General features: G+C 42.4%; 26 protein-coding genes. 21 read left to right on the forward strand and 5 right to left on the reverse strand.

Annotation, left to right across the window (positions count from 1 at the left end; genetic code table 11):
* Positions 1–211: 211 nt before the first annotated feature.
* Complete coding sequence (locus FC14_RS02120) at positions 212–1,189, reverse strand: asparaginase (protein ID WP_056976167.1); 978 nt, start codon at positions 1,187–1,189, stop codon at positions 212–214.
* A gap of 159 nt (positions 1,190–1,348) precedes the next feature.
* Here FC14_RS02120 and tsaB point away from each other — a divergent pair, with 159 nt between their 5' ends.
* The 3 genes from tsaB to tsaD are packed head-to-tail and all read left to right on the forward strand — an operon-like array spanning position 1,349 to position 3,655.
* Positions 1,349–2,074, forward strand: a complete 726-nt coding sequence (gene tsaB, locus FC14_RS02125) for a tRNA (adenosine(37)-N6)-threonylcarbamoyltransferase complex dimerization subunit type 1 TsaB (protein ID WP_056976169.1) — start codon at positions 1,349–1,351, stop codon at positions 2,072–2,074.
* The gene (gene rimI, locus FC14_RS02130) at positions 2,049–2,630 is read left to right on the forward strand and encodes a ribosomal protein S18-alanine N-acetyltransferase (protein WP_056976172.1); all 582 of its coding nucleotides are present in this window, start codon (positions 2,049–2,051) and stop codon (positions 2,628–2,630) included. Before tsaB ends, rimI begins: the two co-directional genes overlap by 26 nt.
* 2 nt (positions 2,631–2,632) lie before the next feature.
* A complete protein-coding gene (gene tsaD, locus FC14_RS02135; RefSeq protein WP_056976174.1) occupies positions 2,633–3,655 on the forward strand; it encodes a tRNA (adenosine(37)-N6)-threonylcarbamoyltransferase complex transferase subunit TsaD in 1,023 nt (340 codons plus the stop codon).
* Between the two features lie 223 nt (positions 3,656–3,878).
* Here the strand turns inward: tsaD and FC14_RS02140 are convergent, their stop codons facing one another.
* Entirely contained in the window at positions 3,879–5,099 is a 1,221-nt protein-coding gene (locus FC14_RS02140) for an RNA-guided endonuclease TnpB family protein (RefSeq protein WP_056976178.1), read from the reverse strand.
* Positions 5,100–5,259: 160 nt separating this feature from the next.
* Positions 5,260–5,850: a sugar O-acetyltransferase gene (locus tag FC14_RS02145; protein ID WP_056976180.1), complete on the reverse strand. Its 591-nt coding sequence runs from the start codon at positions 5,848–5,850 to the stop codon at positions 5,260–5,262.
* A gap of 125 nt (positions 5,851–5,975) precedes the next feature.
* Between FC14_RS02145 and FC14_RS02150 the strand changes: the two genes are divergently transcribed.
* The 5 genes from FC14_RS02150 (at position 5,976) to FC14_RS02170 (ending at position 9,929) form a co-directional block, all read left to right on the forward strand.
* A complete protein-coding gene (locus FC14_RS02150; protein WP_056976182.1) occupies positions 5,976–6,182 on the forward strand; it encodes a hypothetical protein in 207 nt (68 codons plus the stop codon).
* Positions 6,183–6,438: 256 nt separating this feature from the next.
* On the forward strand, positions 6,439–7,344 hold the full coding sequence (locus FC14_RS02155; protein WP_056976184.1) for a PLP-dependent cysteine synthase family protein: 906 nt from the start codon (positions 6,439–6,441) through the stop codon (positions 7,342–7,344).
* Between the two features lie 18 nt (positions 7,345–7,362).
* Positions 7,363–8,502, forward strand: a complete 1,140-nt coding sequence (locus FC14_RS02160) for a trans-sulfuration enzyme family protein (RefSeq protein ID WP_056976186.1) — start codon at positions 7,363–7,365, stop codon at positions 8,500–8,502.
* A gap of 97 nt (positions 8,503–8,599) precedes the next feature.
* Complete coding sequence (locus tag FC14_RS02165) at positions 8,600–9,028, forward strand: phosphate-starvation-inducible protein PsiE (protein WP_056976188.1); 429 nt, start codon at positions 8,600–8,602, stop codon at positions 9,026–9,028.
* 16 nt (positions 9,029–9,044) lie between these two features.
* Complete coding sequence (locus FC14_RS02170) at positions 9,045–9,929, forward strand: YihY/virulence factor BrkB family protein (RefSeq protein WP_235804493.1); 885 nt, start codon at positions 9,045–9,047, stop codon at positions 9,927–9,929.
* Between the two features lie 12 nt (positions 9,930–9,941).
* Here the strand turns inward: FC14_RS02170 and recX are convergent, their stop codons facing one another.
* On the reverse strand, positions 9,942–10,733 hold the full coding sequence (recX, locus tag FC14_RS02175; RefSeq protein ID WP_056976189.1) for a recombination regulator RecX: 792 nt from the start codon (positions 10,731–10,733) through the stop codon (positions 9,942–9,944).
* 117 nt (positions 10,734–10,850) lie between these two features.
* Here recX and rlmD point away from each other — a divergent pair, with 117 nt between their 5' ends.
* From rlmD to pflA, 11 genes are all read left to right on the forward strand, one after another.
* Positions 10,851–12,224: a 23S rRNA (uracil(1939)-C(5))-methyltransferase RlmD gene (gene rlmD / locus FC14_RS02180; RefSeq protein ID WP_056976191.1), complete on the forward strand. Its 1,374-nt coding sequence runs from the start codon at positions 10,851–10,853 to the stop codon at positions 12,222–12,224.
* A 106-nt stretch (positions 12,225–12,330) separates the two neighbouring features.
* Positions 12,331–12,876 carry a DUF402 domain-containing protein gene (locus FC14_RS02185; protein ID WP_050610800.1) on the forward strand — a complete coding sequence of 182 codons (546 nt, stop codon included), beginning with the start codon at positions 12,331–12,333 and terminating at the stop codon, positions 12,874–12,876.
* A gap of 99 nt (positions 12,877–12,975) precedes the next feature.
* On the forward strand, positions 12,976–14,115 hold the full coding sequence (locus FC14_RS02190; RefSeq protein ID WP_056976270.1) for an AI-2E family transporter: 1,140 nt from the start codon (positions 12,976–12,978) through the stop codon (positions 14,113–14,115).
* Positions 14,116–14,173: 58 nt separating this feature from the next.
* On the forward strand, positions 14,174–15,184 hold the full coding sequence (locus FC14_RS02195) for an NAD(P)H-dependent glycerol-3-phosphate dehydrogenase (protein WP_056976193.1): 1,011 nt from the start codon (positions 14,174–14,176) through the stop codon (positions 15,182–15,184).
* Between the two features lie 11 nt (positions 15,185–15,195).
* A complete protein-coding gene (gene tagD / locus FC14_RS02200; protein WP_056976195.1) occupies positions 15,196–15,594 on the forward strand; it encodes a glycerol-3-phosphate cytidylyltransferase in 399 nt (132 codons plus the stop codon).
* Between the two features lie 27 nt (positions 15,595–15,621).
* On the forward strand, positions 15,622–16,212 hold the full coding sequence (gene lepB / locus FC14_RS02205) for a signal peptidase I (protein WP_056976197.1): 591 nt from the start codon (positions 15,622–15,624) through the stop codon (positions 16,210–16,212).
* Between the two features lie 121 nt (positions 16,213–16,333).
* Positions 16,334–17,749 (forward strand): ATP-binding cassette domain-containing protein, encoded by a 1,416-nt coding sequence (locus tag FC14_RS02210; protein ID WP_056976272.1) that lies wholly within the window; start codon positions 16,334–16,336, stop codon positions 17,747–17,749.
* Between the two features lie 16 nt (positions 17,750–17,765).
* The gene (locus FC14_RS02215) at positions 17,766–19,079 is read left to right on the forward strand and encodes a hemolysin family protein (RefSeq protein ID WP_056976198.1); all 1,314 of its coding nucleotides are present in this window, start codon (positions 17,766–17,768) and stop codon (positions 19,077–19,079) included.
* A gap of 10 nt (positions 19,080–19,089) precedes the next feature.
* Complete coding sequence (locus FC14_RS02220) at positions 19,090–20,667, forward strand: peptide chain release factor 3 (protein WP_050610794.1); 1,578 nt, start codon at positions 19,090–19,092, stop codon at positions 20,665–20,667.
* 287 nt (positions 20,668–20,954) lie between these two features.
* Complete coding sequence (gene pflB / locus FC14_RS02225; RefSeq protein ID WP_056976200.1) at positions 20,955–23,213, forward strand: formate C-acetyltransferase; 2,259 nt, start codon at positions 20,955–20,957, stop codon at positions 23,211–23,213.
* Positions 23,214–23,353: 140 nt separating this feature from the next.
* Positions 23,354–24,145, forward strand: coding sequence for a pyruvate formate-lyase-activating protein (gene pflA / locus FC14_RS02230; protein WP_056976274.1), 792 nt, complete (start codon positions 23,354–23,356; stop codon positions 24,143–24,145).
* A gap of 49 nt (positions 24,146–24,194) precedes the next feature.
* On the opposite strand, the gene FC14_RS02235 is transcribed toward pflA, so the two are convergent.
* Positions 24,195–24,671 (reverse strand): hypothetical protein, encoded by a 477-nt coding sequence (locus tag FC14_RS02235; RefSeq protein WP_235804494.1) that lies wholly within the window; start codon positions 24,669–24,671, stop codon positions 24,195–24,197.
* Between the two features lie 95 nt (positions 24,672–24,766).
* Between FC14_RS02235 and FC14_RS02240 the strand changes: the two genes are divergently transcribed.
* Complete coding sequence (locus FC14_RS02240; RefSeq protein ID WP_056976201.1) at positions 24,767–25,516, forward strand: CPBP family intramembrane glutamic endopeptidase; 750 nt, start codon at positions 24,767–24,769, stop codon at positions 25,514–25,516.
* Positions 25,517–25,619: 103 nt separating this feature from the next.
* Positions 25,620–26,278 (forward strand): nuclease/transposase family protein (locus FC14_RS10685; protein WP_478211995.1); only part of this gene is annotated, 659 nt, incomplete at its 3' end.

The raw sequence follows: 26,278 nt of genomic DNA on the forward strand, positions 1-26,278 counted from the left end.
AAAGCATGAAGTAGCGGGAAGTATCCACTATTTCATGCTTTCAAGTTTCAGTTAACTAAATTAATTGTAGCATCTCTTTTTAAAAACGAATGGTATTTATAACTTTTTTAAAAGATAGTTAAGGATAAATTAACTAAGTTACTTAGCTAAAAAAAGTAACAGCGCTGAAAGCCAAGTGGTTTCAACGCTGTTAAAATTAGTTATTAAGTTTTTAGCTAACTGCATCACTAACGAAGTGCTTTAAGGCACTGCCAGCTAAGCCGGCGCTTAATCCGACTAACAGTTTAATTCGGGCTTTTTGACCGTTAAGACCGTGACAGAAGGTAACGCCTAGCTTCTTTAGCTGAACGCCACCCCCTTCGTAGTCATAAACGTCCTGGGCGACCCCGTTAAAGCAACGGGACACTAGGACGACCGGAATGTTTTGGTCTAACAATTTTTGGAGGCTAGGTAAGACCTTAGGTGGAAGGTTACCGGCACCTAAGGCCTCAATTACAACTCCCTTAGTGGTGGCTTGGCTTGCTAAAAAGTCTAAGAAATCAGGCTCCATTCCGGCGTAGGCCTTGACTAAAAAGACTTGTTCACAGACATGGTCAATCGGCAGGGCAGTGTGGCGGAGGAGCTGTTCGAAGAAACGCACCTTATGCTTAAAGACTAGTCCGATTGGCCCAAAAGTAGGGGTTCTAAAAGTGGCCACGTTAGTTGTGTGGGTCTTAGTAACGTAGCGGGCGGTATGAATTTCATCGTTCATAACCACTAAGACACCCTTGCCCACCGCCTCGTCACTGGCTGCAGTTAGGATAGCCGTTTGGAAGTTATGGAGGCCGTCGGAACCAATTTCGTTAGCTGAACGCATTGCCCCAGTTACAACCACGGGAATGTCGCTCGTAACGGTTAAATCGAGGAAGTAAGCTGTTTCTTCTAAGGTATCCGTTCCGTGAGTAATGACTACCCCAAAGAAGTTGTTGTTAGCCGCGTCGTTAATTCTTTGAGCAAGGCTAAGCATTTCTTTAGGACTCATGTGGGGCGAGGGAAGGTTAAAGGGATTTTCAACCACCAAGTCTAATTGGTCGGTGAAGGCTTCGCTAAATTTATTAAGGGGATTTTCTGCTCCGGGAGCAACGGCACCATGTTCATCTTCTGACATGGCAATGGTACCGCCAGTGTGTAAAACTAAGATTTTTTTCACAAAAAATTCCACCCTTTCTTAATGGATTTTCATAAACAAAATTATACTCAGAAACTGAGCGATTGTCGATGAGAATTGTTATTTTTGCCGGTACAAACTTAATGCTAAGTATGTTAAGATAATGATTGAAATTTGATAGTATAGAAGGAATTTTTTACAATGAAAATATTGGCGATAGATACTTCCAATAAGCCGCTGAGTGTGGCGGTGTTGGAAGATCAAGAGCTGTTAGCAGAAATAACAACTAATGCACAAAGAAATCACAGTATCACCTTGATGCCCTTAATCAAGGAAGTGTTACAACGAGCAAACGTTAAGGTAGCAGACCTGGACCGAATTGCGGTTGCTCAAGGTCCTGGTTCTTATACTGGCTTAAGAATTGGGGTTACAACAGCTAAGACCTTAGCCTTTACCTTAAACAAGGAATTAGTTGGGGTTTCCAGTTTGAAAACTCTAGCGGCGGCTTATCCTAACACCGAGGCGTTACTAGTCCCTGTGTTTGATGCCCGCAGAGAAAATGTATTTGCGGCTGCCTATCAATGGCAAGCAGGTCATTTGGTTGAGGTGATAGCGGAAGGTCACTATGCCTTTGCTAACCTCTGCCAACGCTTAGCTGACTTTAACCAAAAAGTAATCTTTATTGGAAGAGATAGTCAAAATTTTGCATCTAATTTAAAGGCTAGTGACTTGGATTACCAGCTAGCAAGTCCTAATTTTGCTTACCCACGTGCAATGGAGGTTGCCTTGCTGGGTCAAGTTGCCACGCCAGTAGCCATTCAAACTTTTGTCCCTAATTATCTACGGTTAACGCAAGCGGAAATGCAATGGTTAGAAAAACATCCGGAAGGGAAAGCACACGATGAGTCCTATGTTGAAAAAGTTTAAACGGTTAGTAACTAAGGTTTTATACAGTGAAAGTGAACAGGTGGTGGAGTTTAACAGTCGGACGGATGAAGTAGAAGGAATACACTACTTGATTTGCCGTGCGATTGTACCCGATATTCCCGAGATGTTAGCTATCGAAAAATCTGTGTATGAGGGCAATACGCCTTGGGATTTCGAGACCTTTAAGGCTGAGTTAAGCAAACGTAAAACCACTTTATACTTAGTCGCTCGTTATGAAGACGAATTGGTAGGTTTTGCTGGGGTGGACTTTAAACGGGCTAACGGTGAAGCTCACATAACTAATGTAGCAGTTGTACCCAAGCACCAAAATCGGGGCTTAGGAAGCAAGTTGTTACGGGTTTTAATCGAAAGTGCCCGGAAACAAGAGTGTCAAAACATTGTCTTAGAAGTTAAGGCAAGTAACGATAACGCCCAAAAGGTTTACCAGGATTTAGGTTTTAAGATATTAAACCGCAAGAAGAATTATTATACTGAGGAACAAGAAGACGCGTTAACCATGCGCCTTGATTTAGTTCCAGCAATGGGAAGAGGATAGAAATGGCAGAGAGAAATTTAATTTTGGCCTTTGAATCAAGCTGTGATGAAACCAGTGTGGCCGTAATTGAAAATGGATCTAAAATTCTAGCAAATATTGTGGCTACCCAGATTAATAGCCATAAGCGCTTTGGAGGGGTGGTCCCAGAAGTTGCTAGTCGGCATCATATCGAAGCAATTACCCTCTGTGTGGCCGACGCTTTAGAACAAGCTCAAGTTAGCTATGAGGACCTCGATGCGGTGGCGGTTACTTATGGTCCTGGTTTGGTGGGGGCTTTGTTGGTAGGGGTAGCTGCGGCTAAAGCGGTGGCCTTTGCCCATAACTTACCCTTAATTCCTGTTAACCATATGGCGGGCCATATTTATGCTGCCCGCTTTGTTAGTCCCTTAAAGTTTCCAGCCTTAGCGCTGCTGGTTTCTGGGGGGCACACGGAATTGGTTTACCTAGCGGGGCCAACCGATTTTAAGATTATTGGCGAAACACGGGATGACGCTGCCGGCGAAGCCTACGACAAGGTGGGCCGCGTCTTAGGGTTGAGTTACCCATCCGGTAAAGAAATTGATGAGTTAGCCCACCAAGGGCACGATAGTTTCCATTTTCCCCGGGCAATGGAAAATGAAGACAATTTCGACTTTAGCTTCAGTGGCTTAAAGAGTGCCTTCATCAACACCGTTCACCACGCGGATCAGGTGGGAGAAAGTTTAGATAAGGCTGACTTGGCAGCTAGTTTCCAGGCCAGTGCGGTTGACGTATTGGCCCATAAGACTGTCAAAGCGTTGAGAAAGTTTGACGTTAAGCAGCTAATTTTAGCCGGGGGTGTAGCTGCTAACAAGGGACTGAGAGCACGCTTAGACCAAGAATTAACTGCCTTTCCCGAGGTGGAATTGATTAAAGCTCCTTTGAAATTATGTGGTGATAACGCGGCCATGATTGGGGCAGCCGGTTATGAAGCTTATCAGGCCGGGATTAGGGCGGACCTAGACTTAAACGCCGAACCAAGCTTAGAATTTGAATGGCTTGACTAATTAGCTTTTGAATAGCACATAAAGATGGAGGAGTCCACGAAGACTAACACTTCGTGGGCTCCTCCATTTTCCTATAGGGTGAGGTAATGTCAACTACCCCTTACTAAAGTAAGGGGCTTGTAACTCACGACCTTACGGTCAGTGGTCATAACGCAACTTCGTTGCTCCCACACTATACGTGGTTACATTCGGGTGGTTGACAACACCCTAGATTACCAACATATCAGTCGGTAACGTTAGTTAATTCAAATTTAGGATTTTCGATTCCGGAGATATATTGTTTGCCTAATTCGTACAAGTTCATAGCTCCCACCCGGTCGTCATTAGTTTTAAATCCACAGAAAACACAATCGTATCGATGTATTCTATGATTACGATTTTCTTTTCTGATTTGACCGCATTTAGGGCATCTTTGGCTAGTATATTTAGCTGATACAATCAAGACTTGGCTTTGATTTTTACGTGCTTTATATGCTAATTTGGTTTGTAAATCATAAAAAGCCCATGAGTGTAATTCTCTAGTTTGATTCTTGTTAGAATTAGTTTTTTCAAAGGTAACTCCCGATAAATCCTCCAACACAAACAAGCTATTTTGACCATAAGCGTCAACAAGTGTCTTAGCTAGGCAATGATTAACATCACTTATCCAGCGGTTCTCTTTTTGACTTAGTCTTTTTAGTTTGCGTTTGGCAGATTTAGTTCCTTTACTTTGAAGTTGACTACGTAAATAAGCATATTTTTTACGTTTATAGGCAACAGCTTTACCATTTTTAAAACTGGTTTTGCCCTTTTCGTCATAGCTAGTAACAATTTGTCTTAACCCACGGTCAAGACCGATAATATGTTGATTATATTCTTTTTTCCACTCATCAGTTTCAATGGTGACTGGAATGTGTAAAAACCAATGGTTTTTTAGCTGAACTAACTTGGCTGTACCTAGTTTGTAATTAGGATTAAAAAAGTTCAAATAATCACCATTAAAAGCCACTTTTATTCTTTGCCCTAAGACGTTCATAGATATTTTTGAGCCTTGTTCAACAAAAGAATAGTTGATATTACGCACATAATCAGCTTGCGGACGTGAAAATTTAATTGCTTTATGTAACCAAGATAAATCACGAACTTCACGGTACCATTCACCAGTATTTTGGTCTTGATAATGGTAGGGACGCTGTTTTAATTGAGTTGCAACGGTCTTATAAAGAGCTTCTACGGTACGGTAAGTAGATTGAACCATTGCCGAGTTAATTTCTTTAGATTCAGCTCGTAAATAATGATACATTTCTTGATTGAACTTTTTACGATTAACCTGACAATTATTATCAAAATACCATTGACTAACAAGGTTACATAAGCGTTGATATTCCTTAGTTACAGCTTTAAATTGAGCAACTTGTTCTTGACTAGGGTATAAACGGACTTTAGCTGTAATTACTGATTTCATTTGGTTTCACCTCCTTTTATCCACATATATGTTATAACACATTAGATAAAATAAAGGCACAAAATAGCTCCAAAAGGAGCTATTACTAGGGCTTATATCCCCTTACTAAAGTAAGGGGATATAAGCCCCAGCCATCACTAAAATATTGAATAAGATGCTTTTATAGCCGGTCGTACGAGCGGGTCTTATCTGCTTCCGTAATAGGGCGAATGACCTTGCAAGGGTTACCGACTGCCACACAGTTGTCAGGGATGTCTTTGGTTACGACGCTGCCTCCGCCGATAACGACGTTGGAGCCAATCGTGACCCCAGGCATTACCTGCACCCCGCCCCCAATCCAAACATTATCACCCACGGTAATTGGGTAAGCATATCCAAGGCCGGCGTTTCTGCGCTCGTAATCAAGAGGGTGGCCAGCCGTGTAAAAGCCACAGTTAGGGGTAACAAAAACATTGTCGCCGAAGGTAACCTTTGCCCCGTCAAGGATGACCAAGTTATAGTTAGCGTAGAAATTTTCCCCCAATTCGATGTTATAACCGTAGTTACACCAAAAGGGGGCGGTAATGGTGTAGTTGTCCTTAGTTTTGCCTAGCAATTTTTGCAAGAGTTGCTTACGTTCAGCCCGTTGGCTGGGGCGTAAGTGGTTATAATCATAACAAAGTTCCTTGGCAAAGGTGCGCTCTTTAATTAGTTCGGGAGCATGGTTAGCATCGTAGAGTTGTAGGTTAAGCATTTTTTCTTTTTCGGACATAGGAGTAGCCTTCTTTCGTTTTAGTTTAAAAACATTATACCAAAACGTTTTCAAGCAAGATAGTTGGTCTTTTTTTATTAAAATAGTATAATTATTCAAAAAGAATATTAAGTGGTGATCTTATTATGGAAAGGAAAAAGTTTAGGGACAGTAAGATTTATCAGTTGTTTGTTAAGTTGAATTCGAAAGATTTTGGTAACTTATTGGATCAAGTTAAGATTCAAAGTTATGAAAAAGAAGAACTTAGAAAAAAGGGTAGTTTGCGCTTTCACTTTAAAAAGGAGTATATTGACGCCTTTAACGGGATGAGGGAGCGGCGTAAAAGAAATTAAAAAAATTTGATTTTACTGAGAATTAATGTTAAAATGACTTACAATTAGTTAGAAAGTGAGGAAGTCAAGATGAACTTGGTTAGCTTAAGCAAAGTTAACACATGTTGTTGTGAAGTGCGTTTTTTGTACTTCACTACTTGGCGTACCTAAATTTAGCTGACTAATATTCAATAGGTATATTTTAAGTAAAACAGTACAAAAGACGTTTATTCAGCAATGAATGAGCGTCTTTTTTGCGTTTTTAGAGGTGAACGAGATGTTAGTGACTAGTGTTTATCAACTAGTGGGGCAGACCCCCTTGTTGGAGTTGCCTGCCCCAAATGAGAGTAGGATTTATGCCAAGTTGGAAATGTTTAACCCAGGTGGCAGCATTAAGGACCGCTTAGGTTTGGCGCTAGTAAGAGGGGCGCTTGAGGCGGGGGTGATTAATCGGCAAACGACCATCATTGAACCAACAGCTGGTAATACGGGAATTGGCTTGGCCTTAGCTGCTAGCAAGTACCAGTTACGGCTAATCTTAGTGGTTCCGGCAGGCTTTAGCCAGGAAAAGCAAGTGCTAATGAAGGCTTTAGGAGCTGAGTTGGTGTTAAGCGACCCGGCTTTGGGGATGCAAGGAGCGCTGGCTAAAAGCAGACAGTTAGCTAGTCAGATAGCAAATAGTTATGTTTTTAATCAATTTGAAAATGTAGCCAACCCTAAGGCGTACCGGTTACTTGCTAAAGAAATTAAGCAAGACTTAGGCAAGCTTACCCCTACCGCCTTTGTAGCCGGGGCAGGCACTGGGGGGACCTTTGCTGGGACCTTACAGGAACTACGCCAGGTTTATCCAGATATTAAGGGGATAGTGGTTCAACCAGCAGGGTCGATTTTAAGTGGCGGGGTCGCTCATCAGCATAAAACCGAAGGAATTGGGGTCGAGATTGAGCCCCCATTTTTTAAAGACTTAGGAATTGATGGAATAGCGACAATTAGCGACGAGGCGGCTTTTAAACAAGTTAGGCAGGCGGCCAGCAAATGGGGCTTGCTAATTGGGTCATCTTCAGGCGCGGCCTTGCAGGCTAGTCTGGAGTTGGCAGCCAAATTACCGGCGCGTTCAAAAATTGTCACCATTTTTCCTGACAGTAGCGAACGCTATTTAAGTAAGAATATTTATAATTTTTAAATCTTGGGAGGCTAAAAAATGAAATTTGAAACACAACTTATTCACTGTGGTAACAGTTTAGATCAAGCAACGGGTGCGGTATCTATCCCAATTTACCGGGCCTCGACCTTCAAACAAACTGGGTTAGGTGGCAATCCTAAGTGGGAGTACGGACGTACGGGTAATCCAACCCGCCTCGCCCTGGAAAAATTAATTAGTGACCTAGAAGGAGGGGTAGCTGGGTTTGCCTTTGCTTCAGGTTCGGCAGCGATTCATACCGTCTTTTCACTTTTTTCAGCTGGCGACCACCTTGTGATTGGCAGTGACGTTTACGGAGGAACATTTCGGCTAGTGGATAAGGTCTTAAAACGCTTTGGCCTAGAATTTACGGTCGTGAATATGCAGGACTTAGCGGCGGTTCGGGCAGCGATTAAGGATAAGACGGTGGGAATTTACTTTGAAACACCGACTAACCCCTTGTTAGAACTAGCAGATATTAAACAGATTGCGCAAATCGGAAAGGAACACGGGGTAAAAATTATTGTGGATAATACCTTTGCTACCCCGTATAATCAACAGCCGTTGCGGTTAGGAGCAGATATTGTAGTCCATTCTGCTACCAAATACTTAGGTGGGCATAGCGACGTTGTGGCTGGCTTAGCAGTGACTAACGATGCTACAGTGGCTGAAGACCTTGCCTTTTTGCAAAACTCCCTCGGAAATGTCTTAGGACCAGATGATAGTTGGCTAGTGCAAAGGGGGATTAAAACGTTAGGGGCCCGGATGAGACTTCACCATGAAAATACGGCCGCCATCGTTGACTTTTTGACTCAGCACCCTAAGGTCAAGCGGGTCTTATACCCTGGCTTAAAAACCAGTCCTAACTACTGGCTGGCAACCACACAGATGACGGGCTTTGGAGCCATGGTTTCCTTTGAGTTAGTGAGTGGTGCCGATGTCAAGGCATTTATCGAAAGCTTGGAGGTGATTACGCTGGCAGAAAGTCTTGGGGGAATTGAAAGTTTGATTGAAGTACCGGCCATCATGACGCACGGTTCGATTCCAAGAAAGATTAGGTTGACCAACGGAATCAGTGATGAATTAATCAGGCTTTCAGTAGGAATTGAGGCTAAAGAGGACTTATTAGCAGACCTAAAGCAAGCCCTCGCTCACAGTTAATAATGACAGGCGTTTCCAAAAAGGGGACGCCTTTTTTGTCGTCACCTAGTCGAAGTGGTAAAATTAAGGCACAAGCTGTTAGTGAGGTGAAAATTAAATGAAGAAATTGGCCGAAAGATTTGAGCAGTTGGCCCAAATGCTTGCCCAATTTTTTAGTGGGCTAAGCGTAATTGTGATTGCTTTATTAGGGTTAATTCTCTTAGTGCGAATTGGCTTGGAGCTTAAGGTGTTAGTGGGTTTGTCTTTGAAGTTAGATGCCGCCAATAACTTTTATCTAATTATGGATAAGATTGTGGCCTTCTTTATTTTGTTTGAATTTTTTGCTATGATTATCAGTGCTTTAAAAAATAAGGGCCACGTCTCAATTACCTTGCTGATGGGCTTGGGACTGACGGCTTTGTTACGGAACTTACTAATTATTCATGATGACTACCTAGACATTATCTTAAACGTGGTGGGTATCTTGTTGTTAGTGGTCGGAATGGCTATCTATCGGCATTACGTTCACCAAGATAGTGATCAGTAGTAGAATTGAGGTTTATGTGACTAAGATAAATTCATTTTTTAAATTATTTTTTGAACGGTTTGTGGACAGTAATATCAATAACGCCGCCATCGTGATTGCTTATAATGCCTTGTTGGCCATTTTTCCCACGGTGATTTTGGTAGGGAACCTCTTACCCTTATTAAACCTAAAGGCGGATACGATTATGAGTTACCTACAAACCGCCGTGCCACCGACGATTTATAAGACCTTAAACCCGCTAGTGCGGACCTTTTTGACTTCTGGTTCTGGGGGGATTGCCTCAGTCAGTGCCTTAGTCGCTATTTGGGCGGCTAGTCGGGGGATAAACGCCCTCAAACGGGCAATCAATGATGCCTACGGGGTTGATAGTCAAAGTGCCTTTATGACCCGGATTGTTTCGATTGCAATTATTTTTGTCTTCGCCATTTTTTTAGTGGCACTCTTTATTTTCTTTAGTTTCGGGCAGCTGGCCTTAGAAAAATTAAGCCCCATCCTAAACCTGCCCCTGTCCTGGTTAGATACTTTTCGGAGCGTGAAGTGGCCGACAACAATCTTGGGGATTTTTGCCATCCTGTGTTTAATTTACCGCTTTTTGCCCAATGCCAAGGTGCACTGGCGCTGTATCTTTCCCGGGGCGGTGTTAGGGACTGCGGGTTGGATGTTAATCACCCAAGGTTTTTCGGTTTACGTTTACTACTTTGCCCAAAGGGTTTTATCCTATGGGGCTTTAGGAACCTTTATCGTCTTATTGTTTTGGCTCAACTATTCGGGCTGGACAATCCTATTAGGGGCGGTTGTTAATGCCAGTTTGGAATACTGCCTGTACGGTAAGGTTACCCCGCGCCGGCCAACCTTTAGAAGAATTTTAGATAACGTTATTCCTAAAAAAGACAACAGCTAGTGTTGTCTTTTTTTATTCGGCTAACTCAGCCAGGACTTTGTCAATTTCATCCAGGTTAAAGCCCTTGCGATAGAGGGCTTGCTTGGTCTTTAGTTGGCGGGTTTTAAGGTCAAAGCGTTGGTAACGGCGCCAAGCTTTTTTGGCTTGGGTGGTTAAGGCTGCTAGTTCTTGGTTAGGGTCAACCTGTAAGTCGAGCTGTTCAAGGGCTGAGTTGGCAACACTAGCGCTAAACCCCTTGGTCATGATGCCAGTGATAATTTTATTTTGCCGGATTTTTAGGGGACTTGCTTGGTGTCTTTTAGCCAGCTTTTGGCCTAGTTTTTTGGCGTTGGCAACCTGGGCTTCCGGCGGAAATTCAAGCAAGGCCCGGTCGATTAGGTTTTCGCCAATGCCTTTTTGGCGGAGTTTTTGGCGGATGACCGTTGGGCCCTTGTCGGAAAGGTTAGCTTGGGTCCGGACGAAACTGTTGGCATAGACCTGGTCGTCTAATAGCCGCAAGTCGAGCAGCTTGGTGAGCACTTCTTTGATGGTGGGTTCATCGATTCCTAATTCTTTAAGGTGGTCGCTGAGCTCCTTTTGGGTCCGGAGTTGGTGACTGAGGTAGTCTAATGCCTTGTTATAAGCTTTGGCTTGTAAGTCAGCACTGGTAATTTGGCTGAGCAGTTGTTTATCGATTTCCATCCCCTTAGCCAGTTGATACTTGATGAGGACGGACTCGGCTACGGGAAAAGCGTAGGTTCCATCGAGGTAGATATTGTAGCGGCCAGCCTTTTTTTGAGCTTGAATTAAAGTGATTTTAGGCAAAATAAAACCTCCGTTCGTCTTTTGCTCTTATTATAAAAGGCTAGGCCCCTAATGTGCAAGGAAAATTAGTCCATGCTATAATTTTGTTAAGCATTTTAGACGAGAGGAATTTTTACTTTGGAGAGAAAACAAGTTGCAGTGAAAACTGGCCAAAAGCTAGTGTTAACCATTAAACGTCTTGGAATTAATGGGGAAGGCATTGGCTATTACAAGCGCAAGATTACCTTTGTTAAGGGGGCCTTACCAGGAGAGGTAATCGTCGCCAAGGTCACCAAGGTTCACCCTAAGTATTTAGAGGCTAGTTTGGTTAAAATCGAAAAGCCAAGTCAAGACCGGGTGGAACCGGTGGATAAGTACGATGTCGGCGGAATTGAATTAGAACATTTGGCTTACCCGGCGCAATTAGCCTTTAAGGAAGATGTGATTAGGCAGGCCCTAGAAAAATTCAAGCCTAAGGGTTATCAAGACTATGAATTACGGCCAACTTTAGGGATGGATCATCCCTATGCTTACCGAAATAAGGCGGCCTTTCAGGTTAGGAAAACCAAGTCAGGCCAGGTAATCGCCGGCCTCTATCAAGAGGGCAGTCACCGCTTAGTCGATTTGCCGACCTTTAGTAGCCAGATGCCGTTAACGATGAAAATCATGCGGACCTTAGTAGATTTACTAGCCAAATGGCAGGTACCTCTTTACCAAGAACGCCAACACACCGGAATTTTAAAGACAATTATTGTGCGCGAGTCCGTTGCTAAGCAGAACGCCCAGGTGGTGTTAGTTACACGGACAAGTAAGTTTCCGCAGTTAAATAACCTGGTGGCAGACATTAAGAGTCAACTGCCCGAGGTGGTGTCCATCATGCAAAATATCAACCCGCAAAAAACCTCTTTGTTGTGGGGCGAACAAACGCTAAAGATTTACGGCCAAGACTATTTAGAAGAGCGGTTAGGTGAAGTGGAATTTAGGCTGTCTGCCCGGGCCTTCTTCCAGTTAAATCCGAGCCAAACCAAGGTCTTGTACGATCAAGTGAAACAGGCTTTGGACTTACAAGCTGACGAAAGCTTAATTGACGCCTACTGTGGGGTTGGGACGATTGGCTTGTACGTAGCGCCGGCAGCCAAAGCGGTTTACGGGGTGGATATTATCCCCGAGGCCATTGAAGACGCCCGCCAAAACGCAGCCTTATCTAACCGGTCAAACGTAAACTACGAGGTTGGGGCAGCTGAAAAGGTTATCCCAGCCTGGGTTAAGCAGGGGGTTAAACCGGACGCGCTGGTGGTCGATCCACCGCGGACAGGACTAGATGCCCAGTTGATAAAAACTATTTTGCAAGTTAAACCGGCAAAATTTGTCTACGTCTCCTGTAATCCATCTACCTTAGCGCGCGACTTAGTGGCCCTAAGCAAGGTTTATCAGGTTGACTACATCCAATCGGTCGATATGTTTCCGCAGACGGCCCGGGTTGAAGCGGTTGTAAAACTAAGTAAGCGTTAATATTTGATTTGCGCCAAGATTTCTTTAGGCAATTTAAAAGATGTTTGGTATAATAAAACTGATATCGGTGTAACTTACACCTGTGTTTATAGAAAGCAGGGGTTATATGCGTCATTCAAATGGACCTAGAGAAGGCGAATTTATTACCATTAAGAGTTATAAACACGACGGTAGTTTACATCGAACGTGGCGAGATACAATGGTTCTCAAAACTAGTGAAAATGCACTGATTGGCTTAAATGACCATACCTTGGTGACTGAGGCCGATGGGAGAAGATGGGTGACCCGCGAACCTGCTTTGGTTTATTTTCATAAACATTATTGGTTTAACATTGTGACGATGATTAGGGATAATGGGATTTCTTATTATTGTAATTTGGCGTCGCCCGCTTACTTAGATAGAGAAGCATTGAAATATATAGATTATGATTTAGATGTCAAAGTCTTTCCGAATGGCGAAAAGAGATTATTAGACGTTGACGAGTACGAAGAACATGGTGCTAAGTGGCACTATTCTACTAAAACGGATAAAATTTTGAAGCATAACGTTCGGACGCTAGTGGACTGGATCGACCACGGGAAAGGGCCGTTCTCAAAAGAATATGTTGAGATTTGGTACAACCGCTACTTAGAATTGTCGCGTCGACAGTAATGCCGGTTTATAACAAGATGACTCGTAATAATGGTAATTAGTTGTTGGTAATTATTGTTATTACGAGTTTTTTATTAGCAGAAGGGAGTAGTTAGTTTGATATTTGACAAGAAGAAAAAAGCCCGCCTAATGTATTGGTCATTAGAATTATTATTAGTGGTAGGTTTGATTTTCATGTGTAGTCGATTAGATTTTTTATTTAAACCGATTGGTACCTTTATTTCGACCCTATTTGCGCCGATTATTATTTCAGGGTTCTTGTTTTATCTCTTGAACCCGCTTGTAAATTTATTAATGAAGGTGCGCTTTAAACGGTTTAAGGTGGGACGAACGTTAGCGGTGGCGGTGGTCTTTTTGCTATTGATTGCCCTAATCGTGCTCTTGTCTGCGTCGGTAATGCCTAAAATTATCGGCCAGTTCCAAGAGTTGATTGCCAAAGTCCCAGCCTATATTAAGGAAGCGCAGAAGCTAATTTTAAGTCTTAATCAACAAGAAAATTTACCAACCTGGTTAAAGAATTTAGACCTGGATAGCTATATGAAGCAGTTAGAAGGTTCGCTGTCAGAAATGATTAAGAAGTTTGCCTTCTCATTGACCAGTGGCATCGGCTCTGTCATCGGAGCGGTGGCCAACGTGGCGGTGACCTTAGTGACCGTGCCGTTTATTGTCTTTTACATGTTAAAGGATGGGCCTAAATTACTGCCAAATATCAAGAAGGTCTTTAGCCCTAGACATGCTGACGCAATTGAAAATTTACTGGGACAAATGAGTGCGACAATTGCTAAGTACATTTCTGGGCAAGCAATCGAATGTTTAGCCGTTGGAACGATGAGCGTGATTGGTTATGGGTTAATCGGCCTGCCTTACGCCTTAATTATCGGGATATTTGCGGGGATAACTAATATTATTCCTTACTTGGGTCCATATATAGGCTTAATTCCCGCTTTATTTATTGCCAGCACCCATTCACTTAAGTTATTAATCCTAGTGGTGATTGTTTGCGTGGTGGTCCAACAGATTGATGGTAACTTAGTTTATCCAAACGTAATTGGCAAGTCGCTAGAAATTCATCCCCTAACAATTATTTTGCTACTGTTAGTGGCCGGTAATTTGGCCGGCTTGTTAGGAATGATTTTGGGGGTGCCAGTTTATGCGGTAGCTAAGGTCATTATTAAGTATTTTTATGACATTTACCGCTTACGGACAAGCGAAGACACTAAGTCTCAAAACATGGATTAATTCAATATGTTATAATAGGCAAGAATAAAATATCTTTAAAAATAGTAGGTGTAGTAAAATGACAGAAAAAATTGCGGTTTTAGGAGCAGGTTCATGGGGGAGTGTCCTCGCTAAGGTTTTGGTAGAAAATGGACACGAAGTGGCTCTTTGGTCTAACTCCCAAGCTCAAGTTGATGAGTTAAACCAACAGCACACCAATGCTAAGTATTTACCTGATTTAATTTATCCAGAAGCTTTAAAGGCAACCACTGACTTAAAGGCAGCGGTTAAGGATGCCGGTACGGTTTTATTTGTAGTGCCAACTAAGGTTATTCGCTTGGTGGCCCAACAATTAATCGAAGTTTTAGAAGAATTGGGCACTAAGCCTTTGATTGTACACGCAAGTAAGGGTTTGGAATTAGGTAGTCACAAACGGATTTCAGAAGTGATTGCCGAAGAAATTCCTACTAAGTATCGCAGTGGGATGGTAGTCTTATCAGGCCCAAGTCACGCTGAAGAAGTGGCCCGCCAAGATATTACCTTAATTACCGCGGCCAGTGAAGATTTAGCCAATGCTAAGAAGGTGCAAGCCTTATTTATGAATGATTACCTCAGAATTTATACCAACAGTGACGTGGTGGGGGTTGAAACTGGGGCGGCCTTTAAAAACGTAATCGCAATCGGAGCCGGGGCTTTACACGGTTTAGGTTATGGTGATGATGCCAAGGCAGCCTTAATGACCCGGGGCTTAGCAGAAATCAGTCGCCTGGGGGTAAGTTTTGGCGCCGATCCTTTGACCTTCATCGGTTTATCTGGTGTAGGTGATTTGATTGTAACTTGTACCAGTGTCCACTCACGCAACTGGCGTGCCGGTGATCAGTTAGGCCAAGGCAAGTCCTTAGAAGATGTAATTGCTAACATGGGGATGGTTATCGAAGGAATTAATACCTGCAAGGCTGCCTACGAGTTAGCACAACAAAAGGGAATTGAGATGCCAATCACCCAAGCAATCTACAATGTTTTATATAAACAAGCTGACATTAAGGCAGAAATTGCTAACCTCATGCAACGTGAAGGCAAAACCGAATAGGTGGTGTCTAGGTGAAGAAGGTATTAACTTATGGAACCTTTGACCTCTTACATCGGGGCCACGTACGCTTGTTGAAGCGGGCGGCTGCCTTAGGTGATTACTTAATCGTTGGGTTGTCTACTGATGAGTTCAATGCCATCAAGGGAAAAAAGGCCTATACGAGTTATGCGGATCGTAAGTACATCTTAGAGGCAATTCGCTATGTTGACGAGGTTATTCCCGAACGTGACTGGGAACAAAAGGTAAAAGATGTTCAGGCAAATCAGGTTGATATTTTTGTGATGGGTGACGACTGGCAGGGAAAATTTGATTTTCTGAAGGACTACTGTCAGGTGGTTTACTTACCACGTACCCAGGGAATTTCGACCACTAAGATAAAAGAAGACTTAGAGAAAAAAGGTCGTGGATAAGACTATTAGCGGGACAAAGGGGATTTTATGATTAAAGTTAAAGAAATAGTCGCAACGCTCATCCCAATTATAATAGGTGGTCTGATTGCCTTAGTAATCAAAACGTTTCTAGTAACGGCAATTAGTGTGGATGGCAGTTCGATGGTCCCTAATTTATATGCCAATGAAACGGTGGTCTTGTTGCGTCATGCGCGGGTTAAAAGAAATCAGATTGTGGTTTTTAAAGCCGCTGGGGTAGATAAAAATAACCACTACCTAAAGCCCAATACGCTGTATATCAAGCGGGTAATTGGGATGCCGGGTGACCGTATTAGGTACAGTAAGCAGGGTAACCTTTATATTAACGGCAAGTATCAGGCCCAAAGCTATATCAGCCCCTTACAGCGCAAACTGGGAACGACCTTACTAAACCCGGGGGTTAAACCAGCTAAGGGAATTCGTTTGGGGTCTAATCGGACTTTTAAGGTGCCGGCTAAAACCTACTTTGTATTAGGGGATAATCGGACCATTTCTAACGACAGTCGTTATTATGGCTTTGTTCCCGCTGAAAAAATTCAAGGGGTGGCTAAGGCCTTCCCCTGGTCGCGGAATCATCAATTAGTTAATAGTTATAAATAAGAAGCAAAAGGTGGGGCAAGTTTGTCTCACTTTTTTGGCTTAATGATGATTAATTGACCATAGCTAAAAAGCTTGGTAGTATTAGAAAGATAATGAATTAGAAGATAATCAGGTGAATTCAATGGCAAAATTAGAAATAAAATACATTACTAAAAGTGCCCCGATGTTAACTGATAGTAAGGATAATAAAGGTGCTCCCGTTAAGTTTTGGGAACTGCGGGGAATTAGGATGGATATTTCAGCCGGGGAAGCCGTGGGCTTAATCGGGATGAATACCGCTAGCAAGTCCTTGTTGCTCCAAATTATTGCGGGTAACGTTAAGCAAACCACAGGCTTTATCACGACTAAGCATCCCATTAACCTTGCTAGTTTAAGTGAAATTGATAACAGCCTTTCTGGCTTAGAAAACATTCGCAAGGTCATTAAGCAAAAAGAAGTGGACGAATTGAAGGGCAACCACCTAACCAACGCGGTGATTAACTTTATCGACTTTGGGCAGTGGCTCTACCAACCGGCAAGCAGCTATTCTTTAGGAATGAAGGCGCGCTTGGCCTTAGGGTTAGCACTGTTTATCGAGCCTAAGGTGGTTTTGATTGACGAAGTATTAGGCTTATTAGACCGGCCGTTTTTCAATAAGGTTGCCCAAAAAATCCAAGACCTTAAAGACGTGGGCTGTTCCTTTATCATCGCCGACACTAAACAACTGTATATGGAACAGTTTTGTGAACGAACTATGTGGCTCCAATTTGGGCAGGTCCAAGATTTTGGGCCCACTAAGGAAGTCTTAGAACAATTTACCTTTGCCCAAGAATGGTTTAACTCTTTAAGTTTGCCCGAACAAAATGAATACTTGGCAGATAAGCAGTTCGAGCAGGTTCAATTTGACGTTAATAAGGTTTACGAAGAATTCAAGGTAGAACAATTTAAACACGGCTATACCCGTAAGGACGAACCCCGGATGCGCAAGGCCTTCTTTGTGGAACGGGGGTTAGACCCAGTCGTGGTTGAACAAGATCAAAAGGACAAACAAGTACAGTCTAAGCAACCTAAAGCAAGCTCTAATTTTACGGCCTGGGCTTTAGGGGCGCTAGTAATTTTAATCTTGGCTGGGGGGACCACTTACTGGTGGCATGCACACCAAAGTACCTCTACCAGTCAAGTTGCTAAAAGTAAGCAGAGTAGCTCTAAGTCAAGCAAGCTGACGTCATCACAGTTAGCGGCCTCTCGCAAGGCGGCTTCTTCCGTTAAGGCTGCTGAGGAAGCTTCCAAGCAAAAGGCTTCAGCTAGTCAAGCACAAGCAGCTGCCAAAAAATCTTCCGAAGATGCAGCTAAGGCGGCTTCTTCGGCGGCAGCGGCTTCCTCGTCATCACTAGCAGCTAAGCGTGCCAACGCCCAAACCATTGAGGTAGTCGATGGCGATACACTGGAAAGTCTAGCTGAAAAGTATGCGACGACGGTGTCTGAGATTCAAAGCCTCAATGACTTAGGTTCAAGTAATACGATTAAGACTGGCGACACCTTGTATGTGCCTAAATAATCTGTGAGGTGACAAAATGATATCTGACTTCGCGAGAATAGCGTTGGCGCTGTTTGCAATTATCTGGTCCTTTCTGGCACATGCGACTGTTAAGGCCAGCCAACTCCTAGACGCGCATAACCAAGATTCACTGAGGGTATTAGCGGATAAATTTCCTAAAAAGCAAGCCAAACTAGCTAGGCTAGCTGATAATTTGGCTGACTATAGCCTGCGCTTATTTGTAGCCAAGGGCTTTCTTTACCTTTTAGGGGTGGTGCTGGTTGCTTCACTAGCGGCCAGTTACGTAGGCTTTAATGTTTGGTGGGTGCTCGCAATTACCTTAGTTGAAACCTACTATTTTGTTTGGCAAGATGGCCGGGCTCAGGCACTAATTTCCGAGCGGTTTAAAAATTACGTCGGGTTTGCCTACTACTTGGGTCTGCTGTTTGCGCCGTTAACTTGGCTAGTGGAACTCTTATTGCCTAAAATCAAGGTGCCAGTCGAAAGTAAAACTAATTCTTGGAAGGAAATTGTTCACCAAATTGAGCTAGGTCACAATAGTGGTGAGCTAGACAATGATGAATTCGAGATGATTGACGGGGTTATCTCCATGCACGAAAAGATGGCTAAAGAAGTCATGGTGCCAAGAATTGATGCCTTCATGATTGACATCACTAACGATAACGAACGAAGCATCGACAATATCATCGAAATGAATTACTCCCGGGTCCCAGTTTACCATGAGGATAAGGATAATATTGTTGGGGTAATTCACATCAAAAAACTCTTCAAGGCGGCTAGACGCTATGGCTTTGACCACATTACGATTAGACAGGTGATGCAACCTGCCTTCTTTGTGCCAGAAACAATCATGATTGATGAATTACTGTTTCAGATGAAGAAGTCGCAAAACCAATTGGCAATTCTCCTTGATGAATACGGTGGGGTCGTAGGGCTGGTAACACTGGAGGATTTATTGGAAGAAATTGTTGGTGAAATTGAAGATGAGACCGATGAACCGACTGAAACGGTTAAGCAGTTAAGTGAGACCGAGTTTTTAATTGATGGCAAGATGCCGGTAGATGATTTTAACGATGAGTTTGCCGCCCACCTCGAAACGACGACCGCCGATACCATCGCGGGTTATGTTATTGAGCAACTGGGCTTCTTCCCTGAAGAGGGGCAGGTTTTAAATGTGCGCACACCGGAAGGCATTATTTTAGAAACTCACCAGGTAATTGATGGCACTAGGATTGCCGAGATTAAGCTCAGGCTGCCCCAACAGTTAGCCAAGCTTTACGATAAACGGATTTTAGAACAGGCCAAATTAGATGAAAAATTAGGAAATTAGTGAGGTAATAATGGATACACAAACTTTAAAACAAGCAGTTGAAAAACGCCGGACCTTTGCGATTATTTCGCACCCCGATGCGGGGAAAACAACCATTACTGAACAGCTCTTGCTCTTTGGGGGAGTTGTTCGCCAAGCCGGGACGGTTAAGGCCAAGAAGTCGGGAAATTTTGCAAAGTCCGACTGGATGGAAATCGAAAAGAAGCGGGGAATTTCGGTTACTAGTTCCGTAATGCAATTTGATTATGCCGGCAAGCGGGTTAACATCTTGGATACCCCCGGGCACGAAGACTTTTCCGAAGATACTTACCGGACGCTCATGGCCGTTGACTCAGCCGTGATGGTAATCGACTCTGCCAAGGGGATTGAGCCCCAAACCAAGAAACTCTTCAAGATTTGTAAGATGCGGGGAATTCCTATTTTTACCTTCATCAACAAGTTGGACCGGGATGGGCGTGACCCAATGGATTTAGTGGCAGAACTAGAAGAAGTCTTAGGCATTGAAGGTTACGCGATGAACTGGCCAATCGGGATGGGCAAGGGTCTCAAGGGCCTGTATGATATTTACAATAACAGAATTGAGCTTTACCGGACAGAAGACAAGGGGGAATCATTCTTGCCTTTAGACGAAGAAGGTAAGCTAGCCGTTGCTAACCCCTTGGAAGAAGAAAGTATCTACCAACAAGTGTTAGAAGAAGTTGAATTAATTAAGGGCGCCGGGAGTGAATTTGACGCTGATAAGATTGCTCACGGTGAGTTAACCCCAGTCTTTTTCGGCTCGGCCTTGACTAATTTTGGGGTAAAAACTTTCTTAGATGCTTACCTACAGTTTGCCCCTGCTCCAAGTGCACATAAAACGGAGGCCGGCACTGAGGTAGCTCCTACTAGCGAGAACTTTTCCGGCTTTATCTTTAAAATTCAAGCCAATATGAATCCTAACCACCGTGACCGGATTGCCTTTGTCAGAATCTGTTCCGGTGAGTTCGAACGGGGAATGGACGTCGTTTTAAACCGGACTGGTAAAAAGATGCGCCTATCTAACTCAACTCAATTTATGGCTGATAGCCGGGAAACAGTTGAAACCGCGGTGGCTGGTGATATTATCGGGCTGTATGATACTGGTAATTTCCAAATTGGGGATACGATTTATACGGGTAAAAAGGCACTTCAATACGAAAAGCTACCACAATTTACCCCCGAACTCTTTATGCGGGTTACGGCTAAAAACGTAATGAAGCAAAAGTCATTCCATAAAGGGATTCAACAATTAGTGCAAGAAGGAGCCGTCCAACTTTACCAAAGTTACAGTACGGGTGACTATATCTTAGGGGCTGTTGGGCAACTACAATTTGAAGTCTTTCAATTCAGAATGGCTAATGAATACAATTCGGAAGTTCTTATGACTCCGATGGGGCATAAGACGGCCCGTTGGATCAATCCAGACCAATTGGATGAGAAAATGTCCAGTTCAAGAAACCTATTGGTCAAGGATCGTTATGGGGCACCGCTATTCTTATTTGAGAATGACTTTGCCGAAAGATGGTTTAAGGATAAGTATCCTGACGTAGAGTTAACAAGTAAATTGTAAGCAATATAAAAACTTTTTAGACAAAAACAACCTCCAAAGAGGGGTTGTTTTTCTTTTAGAATAAAGTTTGGTTAGTATGCCAATTTTGGAATAGTATAAGCTTTAAGATTAGAAAAGTTAAAGTAAAATTTAATAAGTGCAAGAAAGTGCTTTAGGTCGGGCTTGAGCGCCTCTTTAAAGATTGTGAAAGATTTAATTGTTATAATTTTTATTGAAAAAAATTAGTAAAAGGTATAGTATAAATCTTGTAAGAAAACGCTTTATTTTTGATTTGGAGGTAATCACATATGTTAAAAGTTGACGAGAGATTAGACAATAAAGCATGGGACGGTTTTAAAGGCGGCGATTGGCAAACAGAAATCGACGTTCGTGACTTTATCCAAAATAACTTTACTCAATATAATGGTGACCAATCCTTCTTGGAAGGTCCAACCGAAGCAACCACTAAGTTAAACGATCAATTAGTTGATTTGAAACTTAAGGAACGGGCTGCTGGTGGCGTTTTAGAAGCAGATACCAAGATTGTGTCAACTATCACCTCCCACAAACCAGGCTACTTAGACAAGAGCCTTGAAAAGATTGTGGGTATTCAAACAGATAAGCCAATGAAGAAAGCCTTAATGCCATTTGGTGGGATTCGGATGGCTAAGGATGCTTTGGAAGCTTACGGTTTGAAGTTAGACCCAGAAGTTGAATACATCTTTACTGAATTGTCCAAGACGCACAACCAAGGGGTCTTTGATGCTTACAATGCTGACATTCGCCGGGCACGTCACAACAAGATTATTACTGGTTTACCAGATGCTTATGGTCGTGGTCGGATTGTCGCTGACTTCCCACGGGTAGCTTTATACGGGATTGACCGCTTGATTGCCGCTAAGATTGAAGATTTAAACAACTACGGCGACGGTGAAATGACTGACGACGTAATCCGGATGCGGGAAGAAATTTCTGACCAAATCAAAGCCTTAAAAGATATGAAGAAGATGGCCGAATCATACGGTTATGATATTTCGCAACCAGCTCAAAATGCGCAAGAAGCAATCCAATGGTTATACTTTGGTTACTTAGCAGCTATTAAGCAACAAAACGGGGCTGCAATGTCAATCGGTCGGATTGATGCCTTCATCGATATCTACATTGAACGTGACTTAGAACGGGGCGTACTAACTGAAAAAGAAGCTCAAGAATTAATCGACCAATTCACAATGAAGTTACGGATGGTAACCTTTGCACGGACACCTAAATACAACTCCCTCTTCTCTGGTAACCCAATTTGGGCAACCTTATCATTAGCAGGGATGGGCTTAGATGGTCGTCACCATGTTACTAAGACAGCCTTCCGCTTCTTGAACACATTACACAACATGGGAGCTGCTCCTGAACCAAACATTACCTTACTTTGGTCAGAAAACCTGCCTGAAACCTTCAAGAAGTATGCAGCTAGTGTTTCCATCGATAGTTCAACCATTCAATACGAAAACGATGATTTAATGGTTAAGACTTGGGGAACAGACTACTACGGTATTGCTTGTTGTGTTTCTGCACAACCAATCAAGGATGGGGTTCAATTCTTCGGTGCCCGGGCAAACTTAGCTAAGACAGTTCTTTATGCTATCAACGGTGGTAAGGATGAATTAACTAAGCAACAAGTTGGTCCTAAGTATGAACCAATCACATCAGAATATATTGACTATGATGAATTTATGGCTAAGTTCGATGACATGTTAGAATGGGTTGCCGATGTTTATGTAAACGCCTTGAATGCAATTCACTACATGCACGACAAGTATTACTATGAATCAGCTCAATTAGCCTTGAAGGATACCCGCTTAGACCGGACCTTTGCTACCGGGATTTCAGGGTTATCAGTAGCTGCTGACTCAATTTCTGCTATCAAGTACGGTCACGTTAAGGTTATCCGTGATGAAGATGGTATGGCAGTTGACTTCGTTGCTGAAAATGACTTCCCACGTTATGGTAACAACGATGATAGGGTAGATGACATTGCTAAATTCTTAGTTAAGGATCTTTACACTAAGATGAACAAGCATCACCTATACAGAGGGGCTAAGTTATCAACTTCTGTTTTGACTATTACTTCTAACGTTGTTTATGGTAAGAATACTGGTTCTACTCCTAACGGCCGGAAAGCCGGCGAACCATTTGCCCCAGGTGCTAACCCAGCATACGGTGCAGATACATCCGGTGCCTTAGCTTCATTACTTTCTGTTGCTAAGATTCCTTATCGTTACGCAACCGATGGTATTTCTTACACATTCGCCGTAACCCCACAAACATTAGGTCATGACGAAGCTGCCAAGGAAAATACCTTAGTAAATATGATTAGTGGTTACATGAAGAACGATGGTCACCACTTGAACATCAACGTCTTCAACCGTGACACATTGCTAGATGCTCAAGCACATCCAGAAAAATACCCAACGTTAACAATCCGTGTTTCTGGTTACTGCGTATACTTCGCTGATTTAACTAAGGAACAACAAGACGATGTTATCGCAAGAACATTCCACTCATCACTTTAAGATGAAAGATAACGTTGGCTGATAATTAAGGACAACGAATGGTGAGTTTGTTCATCATTCGTTGTTTTTGTAAGAAGGAAACTAGATTTATGAGGGTGGTATAAGTGAGAGAAAAAAATCCATTATTAAAGCCTGTGCCAATGCGGGACGGGCAAGTTGAAGGTTATGTTCATTCAATTGAAACCTTTGGGGCAGTCGATGGGCCCGGAATTAGGTTTGTGGTCTTTATGCAGGGTTGTCATATGCGCTGTAAGTTCTGCCACAACCCAGACACTTGGAAGACCAACGTTGGTACTAAGATGACTTCTGATGAAGTCTTAGAACAAGCCTTACCTTATAAGGCCTTTTGGGGTGATCAGGGGGGAATTACCTTGTCAGGGGGGGAAATTCTCTTGCAGATTGACTTTGCCTTAGAACTATTTACCAAGTGCAAGGAACTAGGAATTAGCACTTGCTTGGACACTTGTGGGCAACCATTTACTAGACGGCAACCTTGGTTTGATAAGTTTCAAAAGCTAATGGATGTCACCGACATTTTGTTGGTAGATATTAAACATATCAACTCGGATGAACACAAGCGGTTAACAGGTTTTCCAAACGAAAATATCTTAGACTTAACCCGTTATCTATCAGATATCGGCAAACCGGTTTGGATTCGGCACGTCCTAATTCCGGGTATCACCGACATTGATAAGTACCTAATGGAACTCGATGCTTATATCAAGACCCTCCATAACGTTGAAAAGGTAGAAATTTTACCTTACCATACCATGGGTGTTCATAAGTATCATGAAATGGGAATTAAGTACCGCTTGGAGGGGGTAGAACCTCCTACCGAAGACCGGGTCAAAAACGCCCAAGAACTCCTACACTGTGATGATTATCGGGGCTATCTCTCCTGGCGTCCAGGGATTAAGACCTTTAATCCATAAGCAACATTAAAAAACTGCCTCCACTAGTTTAGTGGGGGCAGTTTTTTGGTTAGTGCTTAGGTGAAGCTAATTTACGCTTGCTGTAATGGTAAAGCCAAAAGCAAGGACCGGCTAGTAAAAAGAGGATGCTCATAAGCAAGGCCTTACATAAATTGTAGGCCCAATTTAGGGCATTGTCATAGGACATAGTGTAAGGCGATAGATACTCGTAGGGGTTAACGTTAACCCCATCAGATGACCACTTTTTTTGCTTCGAGTGAGCAGCTAAATCTTGGTGGTAAAAATCTAAGGCCCTAGTCTTATAAGACTTGAAATTTTCCGGTTGGGAAATAAAAACTAGTGGGTGAAGTAACCGAAACCACGGTAGTAATAACAGGTTAAACCCAAAGTAAAGTTGACTGAGCCTAAAATGATAAGACAAATCGGTAAAGTCAAGTTCGCGCCGATAAATAAGGATGGTTAAAAAGGCCAAGCAACCAGTTAAAAGATAGGCTAATAATCTCAGTGATAAAAATAAGTATTTCATATGATGTCCCCTTTGATTAAAATAAAAAAACAATTATACTAGTGATTGTTAATTATTTTATAATTCAATTATAACAAATTAAGGAGTGTGATTGAATGGTAGAAAATCGGTGGTCGTTTGGAAGACAGTTATACTGGGGGCTAATCTTTTTTCTAGGCTTTGTTTTTTTAAGTCTCTTTTTCTTTGACGAAAGTGAGCGGTTTAAAAATTTGTTTGAACTAAGTTTAGGCTTACTGGCAGTGTTAGTGGCCTGTTACAGTAAGCGGGGCTTGAAAATTTTAAAGTACAGGCCAAGCTTTAGGCGTCAAACTAGGTGGTTACAATGGTTAGGTCTGGGGTGTTTGCTTTATATGATGCTAGTCGGACATGTCTTTAGCAGTATTTACGCCCTCTTTTTTGACCGTCACTTCTTAGATGATACGTTAGTTGCCCTGGGAGCAGCTACCTTGGAAGAAGGAATTTGCCGGGGCTTTTTACTGAGTGGTTTTTTGGGCTTAGCGGTTTATTATGGCTTTAAACGGAAGTTAGTCTGGGCCAGTTTTGCTGCGGCAGTGACTTTTAGTGGCTTTCACTTAATTAATTTATTGGGTACACCGGTTATGGTTGTTAGTCAGCAATTATTTTATAGTCTAGCGATGGGGGTCTTTTTAGCGGCTAGTTATTTTGCGACCAATAATTTGCTAGTTCCACTTGGAATCCACTTCTTGTTGGACTGGGGACCTAGTTATAATTACCAGCCCCAGCCAAGTTCCTGGCTGACTTTATTGGCAGTCTTTTTACCCTTGCTGCTAGTTTCAAGTTGGTATCTGGTTGTTTTAGATCGGCAAGTCAGTAATTACTTTTAGTGAGAAGATATAAGTCCTAGTAACTCCTCAAGGAGCTATTTTTGTACGTTTCTTTTATCTGACGTGTTATACTCTAGATATAGATAAAAGGAGGTGAGATTAAATAAAAGCAGTAATTATAGCTAAAGTTCGTTTATATCCTAACCAAGAACAAGTTGCTCAATTTAAAGCTGTAACTAAGGAATATCAACGTTTATGTAATCTTGTTAGTCAATGGTATTTTGATAATGATTGTCAGGTTAATCGTAAAAAGTTTAATAAAGAAATGTATCACTATTTACGAGCTGAATCCAAAGAAATTAATTCGGCGATGGTTCAATCTACTTACCGTACCGTAGAAGCTCGTTATAAGACCGTTGCAACTCAATTAAAACAGCGTCCCTACCATTATCAAGACCAAAATACTGGTGAATGGTACCGTGAAGTTCGTGATTTATCTTGGTTACATAAAGCAATTAAATTTTCACGTCCGCAAGCTGATTATGTGCGTAATATCAACTATTCTTTTGTTGAACAAGGCTCAAAAATATCTATGAACGTCTTAGGGCAAAGAATAAAAGTGGCTTTTAATGGTGATTATTTGAACTTTTTTAATCCTAATTACAAATTAGGGACATCTAAATTAGTTCAGCTAAAAAAACATTGGTTTTTACACATTCCAGTTACCATTGAAACTACTGATTGGAAAAAAGAACATAATCAACACATTATCGGTCTTGACCGTGGGTTAAGACAAATTGTTACTAGCTATGACGAAAAGGG

The sequence above is a fragment of the Ligilactobacillus agilis DSM 20509 genome (genome assembly GCF_001436215.1).
GTDB classification, from domain to species: Bacteria; Bacillota; Bacilli; order Lactobacillales; family Lactobacillaceae; genus Ligilactobacillus; species Ligilactobacillus agilis.